The sequence below is a fragment of the Ruminococcus sp. genome, assembly GCF_045129435.1.
In the GTDB taxonomy this organism is placed as follows: Bacteria; Bacillota; Clostridia; order Oscillospirales; family Acutalibacteraceae; genus Ruminococcoides.
On sequence record NZ_JBGVJL010000205.1, the window covers coordinates 1 to 17,512 of the forward strand.

16 protein-coding genes are annotated in these 17,512 nt (G+C 37.1%); 6 read left to right on the forward strand and 10 right to left on the reverse strand.

Annotated features, from left to right (window positions below):
* Positions 1 to 482 precede the first annotated feature (482 nt).
* From ACJMMI_RS10300 to asd, 6 genes are all read right to left on the reverse strand, one after another.
* Positions 483 to 1,151, reverse strand: a complete 669-nt coding sequence (locus tag ACJMMI_RS10300; RefSeq protein WP_405355453.1) for a Crp/Fnr family transcriptional regulator — start codon at positions 1,149 to 1,151, stop codon at positions 483 to 485.
* Positions 1,152 to 1,258: 107 nt separating this feature from the next.
* Complete coding sequence (locus tag ACJMMI_RS10305) at positions 1,259 to 2,416, reverse strand: FprA family A-type flavoprotein (RefSeq protein WP_405355454.1); 1,158 nt, start codon at positions 2,414 to 2,416, stop codon at positions 1,259 to 1,261.
* A 127-nt stretch (positions 2,417 to 2,543) separates the two neighbouring features.
* Positions 2,544 to 3,047, reverse strand: coding sequence for a hypothetical protein (locus ACJMMI_RS10310; protein WP_405355456.1), 504 nt, complete (start codon positions 3,045 to 3,047; stop codon positions 2,544 to 2,546).
* A gap of 76 nt (positions 3,048 to 3,123) precedes the next feature.
* On the reverse strand, positions 3,124 to 3,891 hold the full coding sequence (gene dapB / locus ACJMMI_RS10315; RefSeq protein ID WP_405355457.1) for a 4-hydroxy-tetrahydrodipicolinate reductase: 768 nt from the start codon (positions 3,889 to 3,891) through the stop codon (positions 3,124 to 3,126).
* 24 nt (positions 3,892 to 3,915) lie between these two features.
* Positions 3,916 to 4,818 carry a 4-hydroxy-tetrahydrodipicolinate synthase gene (dapA, locus tag ACJMMI_RS10320; RefSeq protein ID WP_370767436.1) on the reverse strand — a complete coding sequence of 301 codons (903 nt, stop codon included), beginning with the start codon at positions 4,816 to 4,818 and terminating at the stop codon, positions 3,916 to 3,918.
* A gap of 51 nt (positions 4,819 to 4,869) precedes the next feature.
* Positions 4,870 to 5,961 carry an aspartate-semialdehyde dehydrogenase gene (gene asd / locus ACJMMI_RS10325; protein WP_295057509.1) on the reverse strand — a complete coding sequence of 364 codons (1,092 nt, stop codon included), beginning with the start codon at positions 5,959 to 5,961 and terminating at the stop codon, positions 4,870 to 4,872.
* A gap of 242 nt (positions 5,962 to 6,203) precedes the next feature.
* Between asd and queA the strand changes: the two genes are divergently transcribed.
* The 6 genes from queA (at position 6,204) to ACJMMI_RS10355 (ending at position 13,463) form a co-directional block, all read left to right on the forward strand.
* Positions 6,204 to 7,229, forward strand: coding sequence for a tRNA preQ1(34) S-adenosylmethionine ribosyltransferase-isomerase QueA (gene queA / locus ACJMMI_RS10330; RefSeq protein ID WP_405355458.1), 1,026 nt, complete (start codon positions 6,204 to 6,206; stop codon positions 7,227 to 7,229).
* Positions 7,230 to 7,268: 39 nt separating this feature from the next.
* On the forward strand, positions 7,269 to 8,399 hold the full coding sequence (gene tgt / locus ACJMMI_RS10335) for a tRNA guanosine(34) transglycosylase Tgt (RefSeq protein WP_405355459.1): 1,131 nt from the start codon (positions 7,269 to 7,271) through the stop codon (positions 8,397 to 8,399).
* An 82-nt stretch (positions 8,400 to 8,481) separates the two neighbouring features.
* Positions 8,482 to 8,892 carry a preprotein translocase subunit YajC gene (gene yajC, locus ACJMMI_RS10340; protein ID WP_405355460.1) on the forward strand — a complete coding sequence of 137 codons (411 nt, stop codon included), beginning with the start codon at positions 8,482 to 8,484 and terminating at the stop codon, positions 8,890 to 8,892.
* A 97-nt stretch (positions 8,893 to 8,989) separates the two neighbouring features.
* The gene (locus tag ACJMMI_RS10345; protein WP_405355462.1) at positions 8,990 to 9,382 is read left to right on the forward strand and encodes a TIGR04086 family membrane protein; all 393 of its coding nucleotides are present in this window, start codon (positions 8,990 to 8,992) and stop codon (positions 9,380 to 9,382) included.
* 219 nt (positions 9,383 to 9,601) lie between these two features.
* On the forward strand, positions 9,602 to 11,710 hold the full coding sequence (locus ACJMMI_RS10350; protein WP_405355463.1) for a YARHG domain-containing protein: 2,109 nt from the start codon (positions 9,602 to 9,604) through the stop codon (positions 11,708 to 11,710).
* Positions 11,711 to 11,750: 40 nt separating this feature from the next.
* Positions 11,751 to 13,463, forward strand: coding sequence for a hypothetical protein (locus ACJMMI_RS10355; RefSeq protein ID WP_405355464.1), 1,713 nt, complete (start codon positions 11,751 to 11,753; stop codon positions 13,461 to 13,463).
* A 547-nt stretch (positions 13,464 to 14,010) separates the two neighbouring features.
* Here the strand turns inward: ACJMMI_RS10355 and ACJMMI_RS10360 are convergent.
* From ACJMMI_RS10360 to ACJMMI_RS10375, 4 genes are all read right to left on the reverse strand, one after another.
* On the reverse strand, positions 14,011 to 14,844 hold the full coding sequence (locus ACJMMI_RS10360; protein ID WP_405355466.1) for a GNAT family N-acetyltransferase: 834 nt from the start codon (positions 14,842 to 14,844) through the stop codon (positions 14,011 to 14,013).
* Positions 14,845 to 14,868: 24 nt separating this feature from the next.
* A complete protein-coding gene (locus tag ACJMMI_RS10365) occupies positions 14,869 to 16,479 on the reverse strand; it encodes a hypothetical protein (protein ID WP_405355468.1) in 1,611 nt (536 codons plus the stop codon).
* Positions 16,479 to 17,186 carry an ABC transporter ATP-binding protein gene (locus ACJMMI_RS10370; protein WP_405355470.1) on the reverse strand — a complete coding sequence of 236 codons (708 nt, stop codon included), beginning with the start codon at positions 17,184 to 17,186 and terminating at the stop codon, positions 16,479 to 16,481. Before ACJMMI_RS10370 ends, ACJMMI_RS10365 begins: the two co-directional genes overlap by 1 nt.
* Before the next feature lie 61 nt (positions 17,187 to 17,247).
* Positions 17,248 to 17,512, reverse strand: a 265-nt coding sequence (locus ACJMMI_RS10375) for a hypothetical protein (protein ID WP_405355472.1), incomplete at its 5' end; no start/stop codon positions are given.

Genomic DNA, 17,512 nt, shown 5'->3' on the forward strand with positions numbered 1-17,512 from the left:
CCTTTAAAAAGGCTCGACCTAAATTTCTTTGTCCGAGCAGAAAGCATAGACAATCTCAATACTTTTAACACCCGACCGTTACTAAGTTATTGTCGGGAAGAAAAAATTATTATTTTGCAAACTATCTTCTCGTAATAAAAATCACAATTTACCCCAACTATTGAAACAGAACCATTTATAAAAGTGAAAAAGCAACAGCAGAGATTGCTCTCGTCTGTTGCTTTTTTAGGGGTAATAGGGTTATAGAAGAAATTTATGTTATGTAGTTGATAGCTGATTAATAAGATAAGCTCATCTGCTAATCTTTGATTAGATTATATCAAAATTTTATTTCTTTGCAAATTGCAAATGCAACGATTTGCGCAATTCGGTATAAAATTATTGTTAAATTTTTTATTGAACATTCACTAATAAATCAATAATCAACTCATTATACATAATAAAATAGTAATTAATAACTATTTTTATAATAAGCAGACAAATCACAATTTTTGTAAAATTGTAAAATTATCGCCATTAAAATCTATTAAACCTTCTTTTTTCATCTTATTAAGTTCTCGAGAAAGTGCTGATTTATCTACACTCAAATAATCCGCAAAATCCTGTCTTGAGCCTTCAACACAAAAACTGGAGCTTCCGTCACGCTTCTCTCTAAATTCAAAATATCGCATAATTTTCTTTCTTATAGAGCGTTCAGAAAGTACAATTTGATATTCCAGAGAACGAAGTTCCACTTTCTCAAAAAGGACGAAAAGATTTTTAAGCAATTTTTGCTGAATTATAATTGTTTTATAATCTTCATTTTTTATTTTTGCAAAATCCAGAAACAGAATAGTTGAATCACCATGTGAAACAATTTCAATGTCACAATGTGTAGTTCGTGGGGCGGCAGTAATCAGCCAACCAATGCTGTCACTATACACTCTGCCCAGAATCTCTCGCACACCCTCTGAATTGTACTTCTGAATCTGAGCCGCACCCTCAAGCACAAAAGCAGAGTACTTATGGATCTTTCCCGAACTAACTATAATATCCTCGTCCTCATAGCTTTGAATTTTATAATCATATTCCACAAGAGCCTGCTCGATTTCTTCATCTGTAAAACCTTTAAAAACCGGGTGCTGTCTGAGGAATTCAAAGTGCTGTTCCATATTTCCTCCGATAATAATATATCCGCAATGCAAAATATCCGCACCAAAAAGATACGGATATTCTTGTCTGTAAAAGATTTACCGATAATATCGTACTTTATGCAGAATTATAAAATTGAATCAGCCAGCTCTGCAAGCTGAGACTCATTTTCTTTTGTCATAGTTGAGCGAATTGTAACCTTAACATCTGACAGCTCAATACCCTTCATCTCGTCAAAATAAGGTTGCATAGCCTTTGCTGCACAAGGTGCCCAAGAACCGTTTTCAATCATAGCGACCTTGCGGTTCTTGTATCCCTTTATTTTAAGATGATGTAAGAAATCATTCATAATCGGGAACACTCCGCCGTCATATGAAGGTGCAGCGACAATAAGTGTTGAATACTTGAATGCATCTTCAATATTTTCTGCCATATCACTTCTTGAAAGATCAGAAATTGCAATTTTCTTATCTGTTTTCTCTTTGAGAATATCATAAAGCTTTAACGCAGCCTTTTCGGTGTTGCCGTGAATTGAGCAATATGCAATAAATACACCGTCAACCTCAGGCTCATATTTGCTCCAAATATCGTAAAGATTGATGTAATAACCAAGATTTTCTGTAAGAATTGGGCCATGAAGTGGGCAGATTTTCTCAATATCAAGCTTAGCTGCCTTTTTAAGCAATGCCTGTACCTGCACACCATATTTACCGCAGATGTTAAAGTAATATCTTCTTGCTTCGCATGCCCAGTCCTCGTCAGTATCAAGAGCACCGAATTTGCCAAAACCATCGGCAGAGAAAAGCACCTTTTCACTGCTTTCATATGTAACCATAACCTCCGGCCAATGTACCATAGGAGCCATATAGAAAGAAAGTGTGTGTTCGCCAAGGCTAAGGGTGTCACCCTCTTTAACAGTTACAGTTCTGTCTGTGAGGTCAATGTCAAAAAATTGAGGCAACATATTAAATGTTTTTGCATTACCCACAAGCTTCATTTCAGGATACTTATCGGCAAGTGCTTTAATATTTGATGCGTGATCAGGCTCAAGGTGATTGATAACAAGGTAATCAGGTTTTTTACCGTCAAGGGTTTTTTCAAGATTTTCAAACCACTCGTCAGTCTTTCTCTTGTCTACAGTATCGAGTACGCAGATTTTTTCATCAAGAATAACATATGAGTTGTAAGAAATGCCGTTTGGCACAATGTACTGACTTTCAAAAAGGTCAATAGTTTTATCATCTACGCCAATATATTTTATAGCGTTTGAAATTTCAATGTTCATCTTATTCGCTCCTTTAATAAAATCATAATATATTTTATTAATTAAATTATACCATAATAAGGTATATTTTTCAATAGATTTTGTAATATAAATCAACTGTAAACAATAATCAGTAATTTTTTGGCATTTATGCAACAAATATCGCAATTATCACAACTGCTATTGTGGTAACAACTTCAAAAAACATAGGTGCTGAGTTTAATTCTAAATTATGTGAAAATTCAATCATATTAAGCATAGACGGCAGCTCCTTATGCACCACTTTATAGCACACAATAGTATTAAAATATCTTGCGATCTGATAGCCGACCATACCAAATGCAATCATAATAATTTCAGCGGAAATTTTTACAAAAATTACTTTATTAAAAATAAAAATTACCAATAAAAGCAACGCACTAATAATCATACCTAAAGCAATATTTCCGCCTGATATTTTACAGTCAAGCTCGCTATATGAAAACTTCCAAAAGCAAATATTGCCACATAAGAGTAAAACTGCAACTATTATTTTAATTAGAATACTATGTGCATTTAAAATTTCATTATAAAAAAGCAATTTGCTCAGGATTAAAAGTATAACATTATACAAACACAATCCTATATCCCCTACTGCTATCTTTTTGCTCATACTATACCTACCTAAAATATCGTATAAAAAGACGGCACTTATTAAAGTACCGTCTTAAACATAAAATTAAATTTAATTAGCCAAGCTTTGCAGCGAGAAGATTACCCATATTATACATGCCGGCACCCTGGTCTGCAAGGTAAACAGCGGCATTTACAGCACCAACTGCGAAAACCTCTTTAGACTGAGCCTGATGTGAAATTGTAACTACCTCGTCATGACCTGCAAAAATCACCTCGTGCTCACCAACGATAGTACCGCCTCTTACGGAGTGGATACCAATTTCATTCTTAGCACGCTTTTTGCGGTAAGAATGGCGGTCATACACATACTGTGGTTCTTCTGCAAGTGTGTCTGAAATGCCGTCAGCAATCATAAGAGCAGTGCCGCTTGGAGCATCAATTTTCTGATTATGGTGCTTTTCAACAATCTCAATGTCAAAATCAGCAGCACCTAAAATCTTAGCAGCTTCCTTAGAAAGCTCAATAAGAAGATTAATGCCGAGTGACATATTTCCGGAATAGAAAATTGCTACGCTTTCAGATGCCTTTTTAATTTTCTCAACCTGCTCAGGTGAATAGCCTGTTGTGCAAAGTACACATGGTACTTTGTTCTCAAGTGCATATGCAAGCACATCATCAAGAGATGCAGGATTTGAAAAATCTATAATAACATCAGCCTTTTCGTTTGAAGCAGAAAGGCTTGCAAATACCGGATAATCATATGCAGAAGTACCATAAGGATCTGCACCAAAAATAATTTTACAGTCGTTTCTTGACTGAACAGCTGAAGTAACAGCTTTACCCATTTTTCCGTTACAGCCGACAAGAGCTATATTTACCATTTTAAACTTCCCCTTTTGTACGAATTACTTTGCGTGCTTACCGAGAAGATCGTACTTAGCAAGGCAGTCCTTCAAATCATGATAGCCTGCTGCACTCATCGGAACGAGCGGAAGTCTGCACTCACCACAGTCAAAGCCAAAGAGGTTCATAGCTGTCTTGATTGGAATAGGATTTACATCATTAAACATAATGTTCATAAGCTCAAGGTAGTGGAAGTGGAGCTTCTGAGCCTCAGCAAAGTCATTTTCAAGGCAAAGCTGACAAATCTTATGCATTTCAGCAGGGCAAATATTTGCGAAAACTGAAATTACACCCAAAGCACCGAGTGACATAAACGGAACAGTCTGATCGTCATTACCTGAGTAAATGTCGAGGTTGTCACCGCAAAGTGATCGGATAAGAGCAACCTGAGAAATATTGCCGCTTGCCTCTTTTGCGGCAACAATGTTAGGATGCTTACAAAGTTCCTCGTATGTTTTAGGCTGAATATTGCAGCCTGTTCTTGACGGAACATTATAAAGAATAATAGGAAGGTCAACAGCGTCTGCAATTACATTGAAGTGCTTTACAAGACCTGCCTGTGAAGTTTTATTGTAATATGGAGTTACACAAAGGAGTGCGTCTGCACCGGTTTTCTGAGCAGACTTTGAAAGCATTACAGCTGTAGAAGTATCGTTGCTGCCTGTACCTGCAATAACAGGAATTCTTCCGTTGATTTTCTCTGATACGAAAGAAAGCACTTTACAATGTTCTTCCTCCGAAAGAGTTGCTGCCTCGCCTGTTGTACCGCAAGCGATAATGGCATCTGTACCGTTTTCAACATGGAATTCAAGCAACTGCTCAAGTACATCATAATTTACGCTGCCGTCAGAATTCATCGGTGTTACAAGAGCAACGCCGGAACCTGTGAAAATGTGATTTCCCATAATTTACCTCCATTTAAGATTTTTAATTAATTTATAGGCTATAAGCTATAATTAGTCCATATAACCTTCAGCACAAAGAAGCTCTGCAAGCAATACTGCACCGCCTGCTGCACCTCTTAATGTGTTATGTGACATACATACAAACTTGTAGTCATACTGTGTGTCTTCTCTGAGTCTGCCTACTGATACAGCCATACCGTTCTCAAGGTTTCTCTCGCTCTTAATCTGTGGGCGGTCAGGCTCTGTGAAGTAGTGTAAGAACTGCTTTGGTGCACTTGGAAGCTCAAGCTCCTGTGCTCTGCCCTTGTATGACTCCCAGATTTTGATGATTTCTTCTACTGACGGTTTCTTTACGCCATCCTTAAATGACATAAATACAGCAGCTGTGTGACCGTCTGATACAGGTACACGAATGCACTGAGCTGTGATAGCAATATCGTCTGTCTTAACGATTTCGCCGTTCTCAATGTGACCCCAAATCTTGAGTGGCTCCTGCTCTGACTTCTCTTCCTCACCACCGATGTAAGGAATAACATTATCAATCATCTCAGGCCATGTCTTAAATGTTTTACCTGCACCTGAAATCGCCTGATATGTGCAAGCGAGAACCTTATCTACGCCAAGCTCCTTGAGTGGGTGGATAGCAGGAACATAGCTCTGGAGTGAGCAGTTAGACTTAACAGCAATAAAGCCTCTCTTTGTACCGAGTCTTTTTCTCTGCTCGTCAATGATCTTAATGTGATCAGCGTTAATCTCCGGAATAACCATTGGAACATCAGGAGTAAATCTGTGAGCTGAGTTGTTAGATACGATTGGACATTCAGCCTTTGCATATCTTTCCTCAAGAGCCTTGATTTCGTCTTTCTTCATATTTACAGCACAGAAACAGAAGTCAACCTGAGAAGCAACCTCTTCAACATTTTCTGCGTCAACAATAACCATATCTTTATATTTCTCTGGAAGATCCTTTGTCATATGCCATCTTCCCTCTACTACATCACCGTACTTTTTGCCGGCACTTCTTGCACTTGCGGCAAGAACCTTTACCTCAAACCATGGGTGATTCTCAAGAAGGAGAGCAAAACGCTGACCAACCATACCTGTTGCACCAATAATACCTACCTTAAATTTCTTCTGATTCACAACAATTCCTCCGAATGAAATATTTTTTATAAAAAGCAGTTGCCTTATTTGCTAAAATATTATATTATTAAGACAGTGTGTTTTGCAAAAGAAGATTTGTCGAACAAACGCACAAACTGCTCATATTAAATTATAATATATCATTTAATATTTATAATGTCAATTATTTTTGCAATCACAAACACAAATTTTTAAATTTTTTCACCTTAAACACTAAGGTTTTTTCTTGAGAGGAACTAAAAATGAAAACAAGTGATTTTTACTACGATTTACCAAAGGAGCTAATAGCTCAAACTCCGGTTGAACCTCGTGACAGCTCAAGACTTATGCTGCTTGACAGAAACACAGGCGAAATCGACCACAAGCATTTTTACGACATAATCGACAGCTTAAATCCGGGTGACCTGCTCGTTGCTAACGATTCAAGAGTATTGCCTGCAAGAATTTACGGAATTAAAGACGAAACAGGTGCAAGGGTTGAATTTTTGCTGTTAAGGCAGATTACAGGCAACCGTTGGGAAGCACTCTGCAAGCCGGGCAAAAAAGCAAGAGAGGGTACTTCATTCACCTTTGGCGACGGACTTCTCAGAGCAACTGTTGCAGAGGTTAAAGATGACGGCAACAGAATTGTTGACTTTGAATGTGACGAAAACTTTTTCAGCACACTTGACAAAATCGGTCAGATGCCGCTTCCGCCATATATCACTGAGGAATTGAAGGACAAAGAGCGTTATCAAACTGTTTACAGCCACGAATTAGGCTCTGCCGCTGCACCTACAGCAGGACTTCACTTTACAAAGGAGCTTATGCAGAGGATAAAGGACAAGGGTGTGAACATTGCTTATGTAACGCTTCATGTCGGACTTGGTACATTCCGTCCCGTTAAGGTTGACGATGTGACAAACCATAAGATGCACAGCGAACACTACGAAATTCCCGAGGAAACCGCAAAACTCATTAACGAAACCAAGAGAAACGGCGGCAGAGTAATTGCTGTCGGCACAACCTCCTGCCGTACTCTTGAAAGCGTTGCTTCATTCTATGGAGAAATCAAGCCTTGCGAGGGATTTACCGATATTTTCATTTACCCCGGTTATGAATTCAAGGTTCTTGACGGACTTATCACTAACTTTCACCTCCCCGAAAGCACTCTGATTATGCTTGTAAGTGCGTTTGCAGGCTATGACAATGTAATGAATGCCTACAAAACCGCCGTAGAAGAAAAATACAGATTCTTTTCATTTGGTGACGCAATGTTTATTTCTTAAATCTTAAATCATTATTGCGAATTTAAAAGGAGATTATATATGTTAAAAATTATAAAAACTGAGGGCAACGCTCGCCGTGGCGAATTTGTTACCCCTCACGGAACTGTTCAAACTCCGGCTTTTATGAATGTTGCCACCTGCGGAGCAATAAAAGGTGCTGTGTCTGCACTCGACTTAAAACAGATTAAATGTCAGGTACAGCTCTGCAACACCTACCACCTGCATTTAAGACCTGGTGATGAAAAGGTTAAACAGCTTGGCGGACTTCATAAATTCACCCGTTGGGACGGTCCAATCCTTACCGACAGCGGCGGATTCCAGGTGTTTTCACTTGCAAAGCTGAGAAATATCAAAGAAGAAGGCGTTTACTTCAATTCTCACATTGACGGCAGAAAAATATTTATGGGACCGGAGGAAAGTATGCGTATTCAGTCAAAACTCGGCTCAACCATTGCCATGGCTTTTGATGAATGTGTAGAGAACCCTTCACCATATGATTACACCAAAAAAAGTGTTGAGCGTACTACACGCTGGCTCAAAAGATGCGTAACAGAAATGAATCGCCTTAACTCACTTGAGGACACAATTAACCCTCAACAGATGCTTTTTGGCATAAATCAGGGCGGCATATACAAAGACCTGCGTATTAATCATATGAAAGAAATCGCAGACCTTGACCTTCCGGGTTATTCTATCGGCGGTCTTGCTGTTGGCGAACCTACTGAAACAATGTATGAAATTATTGAGGAGGTTGAGCCTTACGCACCAAAGAACAAACCAAGATATCTTATGGGCGTTGGTACTCCTGTAAATATTCTTGAGGGGATCGCAAGAGGTATTGATATTTTCGACTGCGTAATGCCAAGCCGAAATGCAAGACACGGTCAGCTTTTTACTTGGGAAGGTGTACGCAACCTTAACAATGCAAAATATGAATTAGATGAGCGTCCTATTGACGAGCATTGCGATTGCCCTGCCTGCCGTAATTTTTCAAGGGCATATATCAGACATTTACTTAAAAGCGGTGAAATGCTCGGTATGCGACTTGCTGTACTTCACAATCTGTATTTTTACAACAACCTTACAGAAGTCATCAGAGAACAGCTTGACAACGGTACTTTTACAGAATTTTACAATAAATATCGCAATATTCTGGGAGTGCGAATTTAATACAAATATTTTTTAAAAAACTTCTTGCAAGATTAGTATAAAGCTGTTATAATCAATGTATTGTATGAAAGGAATGACTATTATGAATTTTTTAAATCAAGTTGTACTTGCTGATGCTAACCCTATGGGTACATACGGTATGATTATTATTTGGGTTTTGGTATTTGCTGCAATGTATTTCTTTATTTTGCGTCCAAGCTCAAAGAAGAAAAAAGAAGAAGCTCAGATGAGAAACTCTCTTGAAATCGGTGATGAAATTACAACAATCGGCGGTATTATGGGCAGAGTTGTTGCTATTAAAGACGACGAAGACGCTATTATCATTGAAACCGGTTCAGACAGAGTAAAGATGAAATTTAAAAAGTGGTGCATCTCTACTGTTGACACAGTTAAGGAAGCTCCTGCAAAGGAAAAGTCTGCTGATGAAAAAACAGAAAAGACTGAGAAAAAGGGTCTTTTCGGCAAAAAGAAAAAAGACGAAGAAAATAAGTAATTCGGTTGTTTTCGCTTTAGTCAAATAATTTTGAATTAAATATCATTCTCTCGAATATATATGAGTAGTAATATTTATATTATTCGGGGGAATTTTTATGTCTGATAAAAAGCAGCTTATTAAGGCAGTTTTCGTAGGTGTGCTTACTTCTGCAATGATTGAAATTATACTTATGTCATTTTTTTCGGTACTGATAATCACATCGGGTCTTTTACCTGCTGACATAACCGACTACATAATGATAGCGGTAACGGCTATGTCAGTGTTCTGCGGTGGTTTTATCTGTGCAAAAATCAACAAATCATCGGGATTAATTTGTGGCTTGCTTACCGCTGTTGCTGCATTTTTAATTATTACAGCAATCGGGCTTCTGCAAAGTGAAGCAGTACTCACTCCCCTTTCGCTTATTAGGCTTGGGGCTATGCTTTTATGTGGCTGTGCAGGCGGAGTTCTTGGAGTTAATCAGAAAGAAAAAGTATTTATAAAATAATTATATTCCTTTATAGAAAATATGACAAGGCTTTGAATTTTGTATCAAAGTCTTGTTTTTTTGTAAAAATTTACAGGTTTGTTTACAAAATATTCATAAACAATTCAGAAAAAAATATAGAAATAAATCCTGTAATATGATATAATAGCATAATACGGAAGTGTGCCGTAAAGAAGGTATATTGAAAATACATTTATGTAATAGATAGGATGTGTGAAAATGTCAAGAGGTATTAAATTACCGGAAGAATTAAAAGATTGGAAAATTACTTCACTTGTTTCTGAAAAAAAGGGACAAAATAAGTATCGTATAGTAAAAAAAGACAGCAACGGCGAAGTATATGCAAACTTATTCCATATTTTTGCATATGGCAGCCATTACAGCAAAGACAAAGCTGACTTCTTTGAAGATGAGGTTAATTTTCTCAATTCAATAGCAGATAAAAAAGAATATTTCACCTGCTTCGGTGCTTATCTTTATGATAATCCGTCAAAAGAAAAAGCCGATATGTACATTGCCACAGAGGAGCTTGAGCCTTTGTCAAAGGTGATGCGAAGCAAGGACTTCAGTGATGACGAAATCACAGATTTTGGCCTGCAAATGGCTGAGATTCTTTCATTCCTTGAAGAAAACAATATTTTTCACGGAAATATACGCCCTGAAAATGTTTTTGTAACAGCAGACGGCAAGTACAAGCTTGGCGGATTTTCTGACTTTGAGTGCAAGGCAACCGACCTTGACTTCTCTGCTCCTGAGGTTGCCGATAACAGAAACCCTGACCTCACCACAGATATTTACTCTGTTGGTCTTATTATGTACTGCCTTGCAAATGACAGAGCATTACCGTTTGAGGGTGGTCTTACCACAAAGGCTGAGGCTGTCAAAATGAGAACAGACGGCACAGCTATTACTGCTCCTAAAAACGGCAACGAAAAGCTCAAGAGCATTATCGTTATTGCTATTCAGCCAAAGAATGAAAACCGCTGGAAAAATGCTGTCAATATGAAAAATGCCCTGCTTGCTTCATGTGGAAAGCTTGAAGCAGAGCCTAAAAAGACTGAGGAAAGCAAGGCAGAAATCCCTGTTGAAGGTGCAGTTCCTACAATTTTTGAGCTTGCAGAACAGAACAAGGAAAATAAAGACAGTAAAGAAAATTCAGCAGACAAGCCTATAGAAGAAAAAAATTCTGTTGAAAACAAACCAAAGGCTGAAGAAAATAAGCCGGAGGTTAAAGCCGAAGAAAAGCCAAAGGCTGTTGAAACTGACAAAAACACAGATGCACCGATTTCAAGCGATGTGTTTGATGAGTACGAGGCAACAAAAAAGCCTGAGCTTGATGAGATAAAGACAGTTACAAAGGACTACGGCTCTTTCTTTGATGATATTGACGATAAAGAAAATAAACCTGCAGCTGCTCAAGTACAAGAAAAAATAACCGAGCAATCAAAAGCAGAGGCACAGCCTGTAAAGAAAGCTGAAAAGCCTGCAGAAGTTCCAAAGGATATTTCAAATAAATCAAAAGCAGGAAAATACGGTAATGAAAATTCTGTTGAAAAGCCAAAGAAAAAGGGTGCTAACGCTGCCATTATCACAATCAGCGTAATAATTATTCTTGCCGTACTCGGATTTGTCGGCTACATAGTATATCAGGAAATTTTCTCTGAAAAAATTAACAATACCAAGCCTGCTACACCTGATCAGGTAACCACGGCAGAGGTTACCACAGTTCAGCCTACAACTATTCCTCCAACAACTCAGCCGACTACAGCTGCCGAAAAAGAGGTTATCTCAGTTGTCGGATATGACTATGAGAGTGCAAAGAGCAAGCTTGAGGACTTAGGCTTTAAGGTTGCGGAGGGCAATCACCTTTACAGCACACTATACAGCGAAGGCTATGTAATTTCTCAGACACCTGAGTCTGGTGAAAAAGCAAAAGCAGGCACAGTTATTACACTTGATATTTCTCTCGGTGAGGAATATACAGAGCTTGAAACTACTAAAGCACCTGACAGAACACCTGAACAATCAAGTCAAAGCTCAGCAACCGACAACAGCTTTATTTTTGCAAACAGTGACTCCTCATACATTAGTCAGTCAGATGTAAAGAATTTAAGCGACAGCGAACTTGAACTTGCACTTAATGAAATTTACGCTAAGAGAGGTTGGATATTCTCTGACGCAGAACTATCAGCTTACTTTAATTCACAGGCATGGTACACACCACGCTACACATCATCAGAATTTTCTAAGAATGTTACCTTTAACGAATACGAACAAGCAAACATTCAGCTTATTTTAAACGAGCAGAAAAGCAGAGGTATCCGCTGATAACTGATGAAATAAAACACATTAAAAGGATAAATCATTTATGAAGAATTTTTTGATTAAATTATTTAAAAATAAATTATTTGTTTCCTTTGCAGTAAATGCTCTGATAATGGTTTTTTGCATATATGTTTCATCGTTTTCATACGACTCTTACAATGATTATGTAAATTCTCTGCTTATTTCGCATTATCACATTCCATACAATAATAACATCAACTACTTACTTGCATTTGTTGTAAGCAGTATTCAGTACCTTGTTTCAACAATCAATATATTCGTATTTTCTCAAGTAATATTCGGTTGGTTGGCTTTTTCATCAATCACATATGCACTTACCGATAAATTCGGATATAAAAAGGGTATTGTATTTTCGGTTTTTCTTAATATCCTTTTTGCGTTGAATCATTACGCAGACATTGCAAGTCAAAAGACATCTGCAATTCTGCTTACCGCAGGATTTTTGCTTGTATTTAATGCAATAAGGCGAAAAAGATACAGATTTATGTGCTTTCTTGGCATAGCTGAAATTATTCTCGGCACTTTCTACTGTTTTGAACTTTTCTATGTTGCTTTGCCGTTTGCAATCATTTATCTGATTGCCGACCTTATTGCAAAAGGAAAATACAAAATTAAATTTAGAAAATTTATGTGGTATTTCAGACCTTTTCTTGTTTTGTTTGTGCTGATTACCATTGCAGTTGTTGCTCTTAACAACTACACAATTTCTGTTAATACTCAGACAGATAGCTTAAAGAATAATTATGAATACAATGAGCTTACAGATAAAATTGCAAATTATCCGTATCCGGATTACACTGAAAACGAAGAAGCTTTCAATAATGCAGGCATTACAAAAACTGAATATGAGCTTTTGAAAGACGGTTATTATGATGCAAGCACACCGCTTAATCTTGACTCGTTAAGGCTTGTTGATAAGCTGCAGAGTCAAAATTCCGGCACTACAGTGTGGAACGAATTTACAGAGTTTCTCTCTGCAAGCGGAATAAGCCTTGCGAACTTTGATAATGACGCAATGCTCATAATTATTTACATTATTTTTGTTGCATTGTACCTTGTATTTCATAAAAAAACGCATATGTTCTTCCCTATCCTCATTACTTTGCAGCTTATTGTTTCAAATACATTGTTACGATATTTTTACAACGGCTACTACTACACAGTATATATTTCGTGGATAATGGCATATTGCGTACTGCTTTACAGTATTGATTTTACAGCCTTTAAAAACGGCTGCAATGCAATGCTCAAGGCTGCAAGGAAAGGAACATTCTTTGTATCCGCAATGCTCGTTGTTATGCTGTTGCTGGTAAACTGTCTTGTATATCAGTCACATTTGCACAATAACATTGATACAAAGAGCAGACCAAGCAGGCTGTATGTTGAGGTTGAAAGACATCCGGAGAGATACTATATTCTTGACTGTAAAACAGCTATTGAATACACCAAGTATTCCACAAACTACATTCATCCGATGTGGGGCTTTAAAACCAACTATTTGAGCAATGTCGATAGCTTTGGCTTTACGCACAGAGATGCTGTTCTCCAGAAAAAGGGTGCAGACAGTGTTTATAATGCGGCAATTAACATCAAAAATGTTTATATAATTGATAACTACATCACCTACAAAAAGGAAAACTACTTTAAAAAGTACTATTCAACCGATGAGAAAAAGAATTATTTCTACAAGCTTGAAACCGAAATTGACGGATACAAGCTTTACTCGGTAGTTTAATTAACATAAGAAAACGCTTTAGCAGCTTAAATGTGTTGCTAAAGCGTTTTTCTCTTTATCTTATCAATTTGGTTCTTTTTCAATAGTTGGGGTAAATTATGGTTTGCAATGGTCGGGAATTTTCAACTTGACTTATTGCAGACTTTATACTCGGACATAAAAATTTGGTCAACCTTTTTCAAAGGTTGTGGGTGTGGGCAAAGCCCACAATATTTTAATCTAACGCAAAGTTACGATAGCCAAACAGCAAGCTGTTTGGCGGCTTGAACACAACAGCGATAGTCTTATAATTACGATAGCAATACAAAAAGCCATTCTAAATGATCCTTTTTAAAGGCTGTCGCCTGTTTTATCAAACTTTGATGTACCACGCAAACAGCAACGCTGTTTGTGCCTAAAAATTTGCAATAAACACAACTTTTCTTGGGCGTTGCCCAAACCCACGAGCCTTTAAAAAGGCTCGACCTAAATTTTTTGTTAATTATCCAAAGCCTTCTGCTAAACCGTAATTTATCAATATTACCTCAACATAAAAAAAGCCCTTCAATTAAATAGCTTTTCTGTCAAACTTATATTGTGTTACCTCGCCGACTTTTTCAAAGCCTATTTTCTGATATGCTCGGTTTGATGACGGATTATCAGCATCGGCATAAAGCATTGGTATAATATTATCTTCAATCAAGGCCTTGCAAATTTTTGAAATCAACATTCCTGCATAGCCGTTTCCACGCTTTTCACGAAGTGTAACAACTGAGTTTATTCTTGCAATTTCATTTGTTTTATGGGCAATCATTGCCATTGCATAAACCTCATCATTGCATTTCCAAAGTGAAAGATTATGCGAACCAATCATTGAATCTGCAAACCCTTCTGCCTCCTCATTTGTGATTATCTGATGCTCAGCGTCCTCTACAAATTCATTTATAAGGGCAACCATAGCCTCTCTGTCGCTCTTTTGCGGCACAACACATACTCCGTCATACTCAGGCTCAATAACATTTTTACATACATAAGCATTCAAATCCATAACCTTTTCAAGATTCGCCCCACTTTTTTCGCAGGCAATCCTAAGCACTTGCTTACCTGCAGCTGCTGAAATATTAATCTGAATATTTGAATTAAGTAAAACTCTTGCTGCAATAATGTCTGTTACACATTCTGTAGCGTCAGTATCAATATCATCTGCAAGCCATACCCACATTGGCATTTGATCATTTGGCTGACAAATTATAAAATTCTTATGGTCAGACCATACATATGCCTTTGAATCTGAAAGAATTAAATAGAACAAATTCATAGTTACTCTTTCGTTAAAATCAAGCATTTCTTTTACATATCGCAAAGCGGTAGTATTATCAACAAAGAATTCTTCCTTTATCATATCAAAAACACCCTTTATTTTAAATTATAAAGTTGCAAAAATGGCTGTACCTTTCTTTTTCAGCCACATATAAAGTAAAACATTAAGCACAAATGTAACAACAGCAAATCCTATCATATATGCAATTATTGATATACTTAAATTCAGCAAAAAAGTTACAATTGAATATCCCCATAAAAACATTACAGAATAACCTATTCCGCCAAATAAAGTAATAAGAACCGACGAACTCTGTTTAATCGGAGTAATTTCGCTTACCCAATTTAAATTTACCATCTTTATTCCTAAGAATAAACCAAACTGAGCGGAAAGGAAAATAATAAGTATCGGTATTATAAAAAACAGTATTGCTTCAAATGTACTAAAAGGATAAACAAATACTAAAACAATCTGGCAAATAAGTGTTGGCACTATTGAAAGCACAAAATGCAGCAAAAGCTTAACTCTCAGCACTTGCCACGCCGTAACTGGCAATGACTGGGAAATCCATATACTTTTGCCCTCAAGGGAAACTGACGGTGCGGAAATATCTATCATAGACGCCATTGCACACACAGCAACACAAAGTATTATTACAACAAAACCGTTATTATCGCCTGCATTTTCAGAAAGCATCTTCACAGTATCACCGCCCTTAATAAGCATAAATACTGCAAACAGCGGCAGCATAATCATTCCGAAGCCACAGTTAAGCATATAGTTAGGACTTGAAGTAAATCTTTTTACCTCTCGTGCAAACAAAGCCTTATCAATACTTTTTTGTTTAATAAAAGTTCTTTTATATTTTTTCTTTGCTCCCGATGTCTGAGAAGTGGTAATTTTTATAAAGCTGCGTGACATCAACCACCACATCAGAGCAAATATTCCTGCCACAACCGCTGTGACAATGAGCATTGACAACACATCACCGGTACCAACACTGCCAAAAACATACACAGGATAAGCATTGCCCTTAATTGCTGTACCGTAAGAAACTAAATTTGCAAGCAGAGCATCAATTAACTCCTGAGATTTATAAAATCCAAAATAATACAAACCAAAGAATAGAAGTGAAACAACCATAGTTATAAAACTTTTATTTTTCAGTTTAAGGCTGATTTTTGCAACTACCCAACCAAGTGCACACGATAATGTGAGGACAAAAACGGAGATAAGCAGTACAAGCAAAACACAGCCAATCAACGCATTGATACTTAAAGAAACTGTTAAAAGGTACACCAAAACAGCAGGAATAATTACCATACCGGAATATATAAAGCTCATAATGTACACGCTTAGTAATCTGGTAATCATAATTTTACTTACAGGAATAGGCATTGACAAAAGCAAGTCATTATCCTTTGCAAGATAAAGCGTAGAAAAAGTGTTGAACACACTTCCGAATGTACCCATAATAATTGCTATCATACCCATAATAGCAAAGTAAAGCCAAGACATTCCTGCCTTCGCCATATCTGTGCACAATACAAAGGATAAAATAGTAAAAATCCCTCCGACTGCACCGATTATAACACAGGCAAATATTACGAAATATACAACTGTAGAACTTTTTGAGCGAGCCTCATTTTTCCTTGAATTATAAAAATATCCACGGAAAATCTCCATCATCTGCTTTTTAAGTAGAGTTTTAAGCATTATTCTCCCTCCAGTTCAAGGAATACCTCTTCAAGTGAATCATCACCTTTGACTTCATCAATAGTGCCTGAGCGAATAAGCTTACCACCCTTGATAATAGCTATTTTATCACAAAGTTTTTCAGCTACTTCAAGCACATGAGTTGAAAAGAATATAGCACCACCGTTGTCGCAAACCTCTCTCATCATTTCTTTAAGCAGATGAGATGCCTTTGGGTCAAGACCTACAAAAGGTTCGTCCATAATAATCAGCTTTGGCGAGTGTAACCACGCTGAGATAATAGCAAGCTTCTGTTTCATACCATGTGAGTATGCGGCAATCGGCTGTCCAAGGTCAGAGGTGATTTCAAATATATCTGCATACTTATGAATACGCTCGTTGCGGTCTTTTTCATTTATTCCAAAAATATCAGCAACAAAATTCAGATATTTAATACCAGTCATATAATCGTACAAATCAGGATTATCGGGAATATACGCAATCTCACTTTTGCAGGCAATCGGATTTTCTCTGATAGATTTTCCGTCAATGTATATCTCTCCGGCATCGAACTGCAAAATTCCGACCACAGATTTAAGCGTTGTAGTTTTTCCTGCTCCGTTATGACCGATAAAGCCGTATATTTCTCCCGGCTTAATATGTAGGCTCAAATCATCAACGGCTTTCTTAGTGCCATATACCTTAGTCAAATGCTCAATTCTTAACATTTCAATCCTCCTGATTAAATTTACTATAATTAAAGAATGAATATCATCTTTATTGTCACAATTATACCACACTAATATAAATAAATAAACATAAATTTAAAAAATATCTATAAAAAGGCTGTTTTAAATATTGTGGTAATATTGATAAATTATTGTTTAGTGGAAAGTTTCGGATAAATAACAAAAAATTTAGGTCGAGCCTTTTTAAAGGCTCGTGGGTTTGGGCAACGCCCAAGAAAAGTTGTTTTATTGCAATTTTAAGGCACAAACAGCGTTGCTGTTTGTGTGCTAAAGCAAAGTTTGTTAAAACAGGCGACAGCCCTTTA

Excerpts from the sequence above, each read along its gene's own strand:
- dapB (WP_405355457.1), bottom strand. The coding sequence starts at position 3,891 with ATGGTAAATATAGCTCTTGTCGGCTGTAACGGAAAAATGGGTAAAGCT.
- dapA (WP_370767436.1), bottom strand. The coding sequence starts at position 4,818 with ATGGGAAATCACATTTTCACAGGTTCCGGCGTTGCTCTTGTAACACCG.
- ACJMMI_RS10310 (WP_405355456.1), bottom strand. The coding sequence starts at position 3,047 with ATGAGCAAAAAGATAGCAGTAGGGGATATAGGATTGTGTTTGTATAAT.
- yajC (WP_405355460.1), top strand. The coding sequence starts at position 8,482 with ATGAATTTTTTAAATCAAGTTGTACTTGCTGATGCTAACCCTATGGGT.
- queA (WP_405355458.1), top strand. The coding sequence starts at position 6,204 with ATGAAAACAAGTGATTTTTACTACGATTTACCAAAGGAGCTAATAGCT.
- ACJMMI_RS10370 (WP_405355470.1), bottom strand. The coding sequence starts at position 17,186 with ATGTTAAGAATTGAGCATTTGACTAAGGTATATGGCACTAAGAAAGCC.
- ACJMMI_RS10345 (WP_405355462.1), top strand. The coding sequence starts at position 8,990 with ATGTCTGATAAAAAGCAGCTTATTAAGGCAGTTTTCGTAGGTGTGCTT.
- ACJMMI_RS10305 (WP_405355454.1), bottom strand. The coding sequence starts at position 2,416 with ATGAACATTGAAATTTCAAACGCTATAAAATATATTGGCGTAGATGAT.
- ACJMMI_RS10360 (WP_405355466.1), bottom strand. The coding sequence starts at position 14,844 with ATGATAAAGGAAGAATTCTTTGTTGATAATACTACCGCTTTGCGATAT.
- ACJMMI_RS10355 (WP_405355464.1), top strand. The coding sequence starts at position 11,751 with ATGAAGAATTTTTTGATTAAATTATTTAAAAATAAATTATTTGTTTCC.
- ACJMMI_RS10300 (WP_405355453.1), bottom strand. The coding sequence starts at position 1,151 with ATGGAACAGCACTTTGAATTCCTCAGACAGCACCCGGTTTTTAAAGGT.
- ACJMMI_RS10350 (WP_405355463.1), top strand. The coding sequence starts at position 9,602 with ATGTCAAGAGGTATTAAATTACCGGAAGAATTAAAAGATTGGAAAATT.
- tgt (WP_405355459.1), top strand. The coding sequence starts at position 7,269 with ATGTTAAAAATTATAAAAACTGAGGGCAACGCTCGCCGTGGCGAATTT.
- ACJMMI_RS10365 (WP_405355468.1), bottom strand. The coding sequence starts at position 16,479 with ATGCTTAAAACTCTACTTAAAAAGCAGATGATGGAGATTTTCCGTGGA.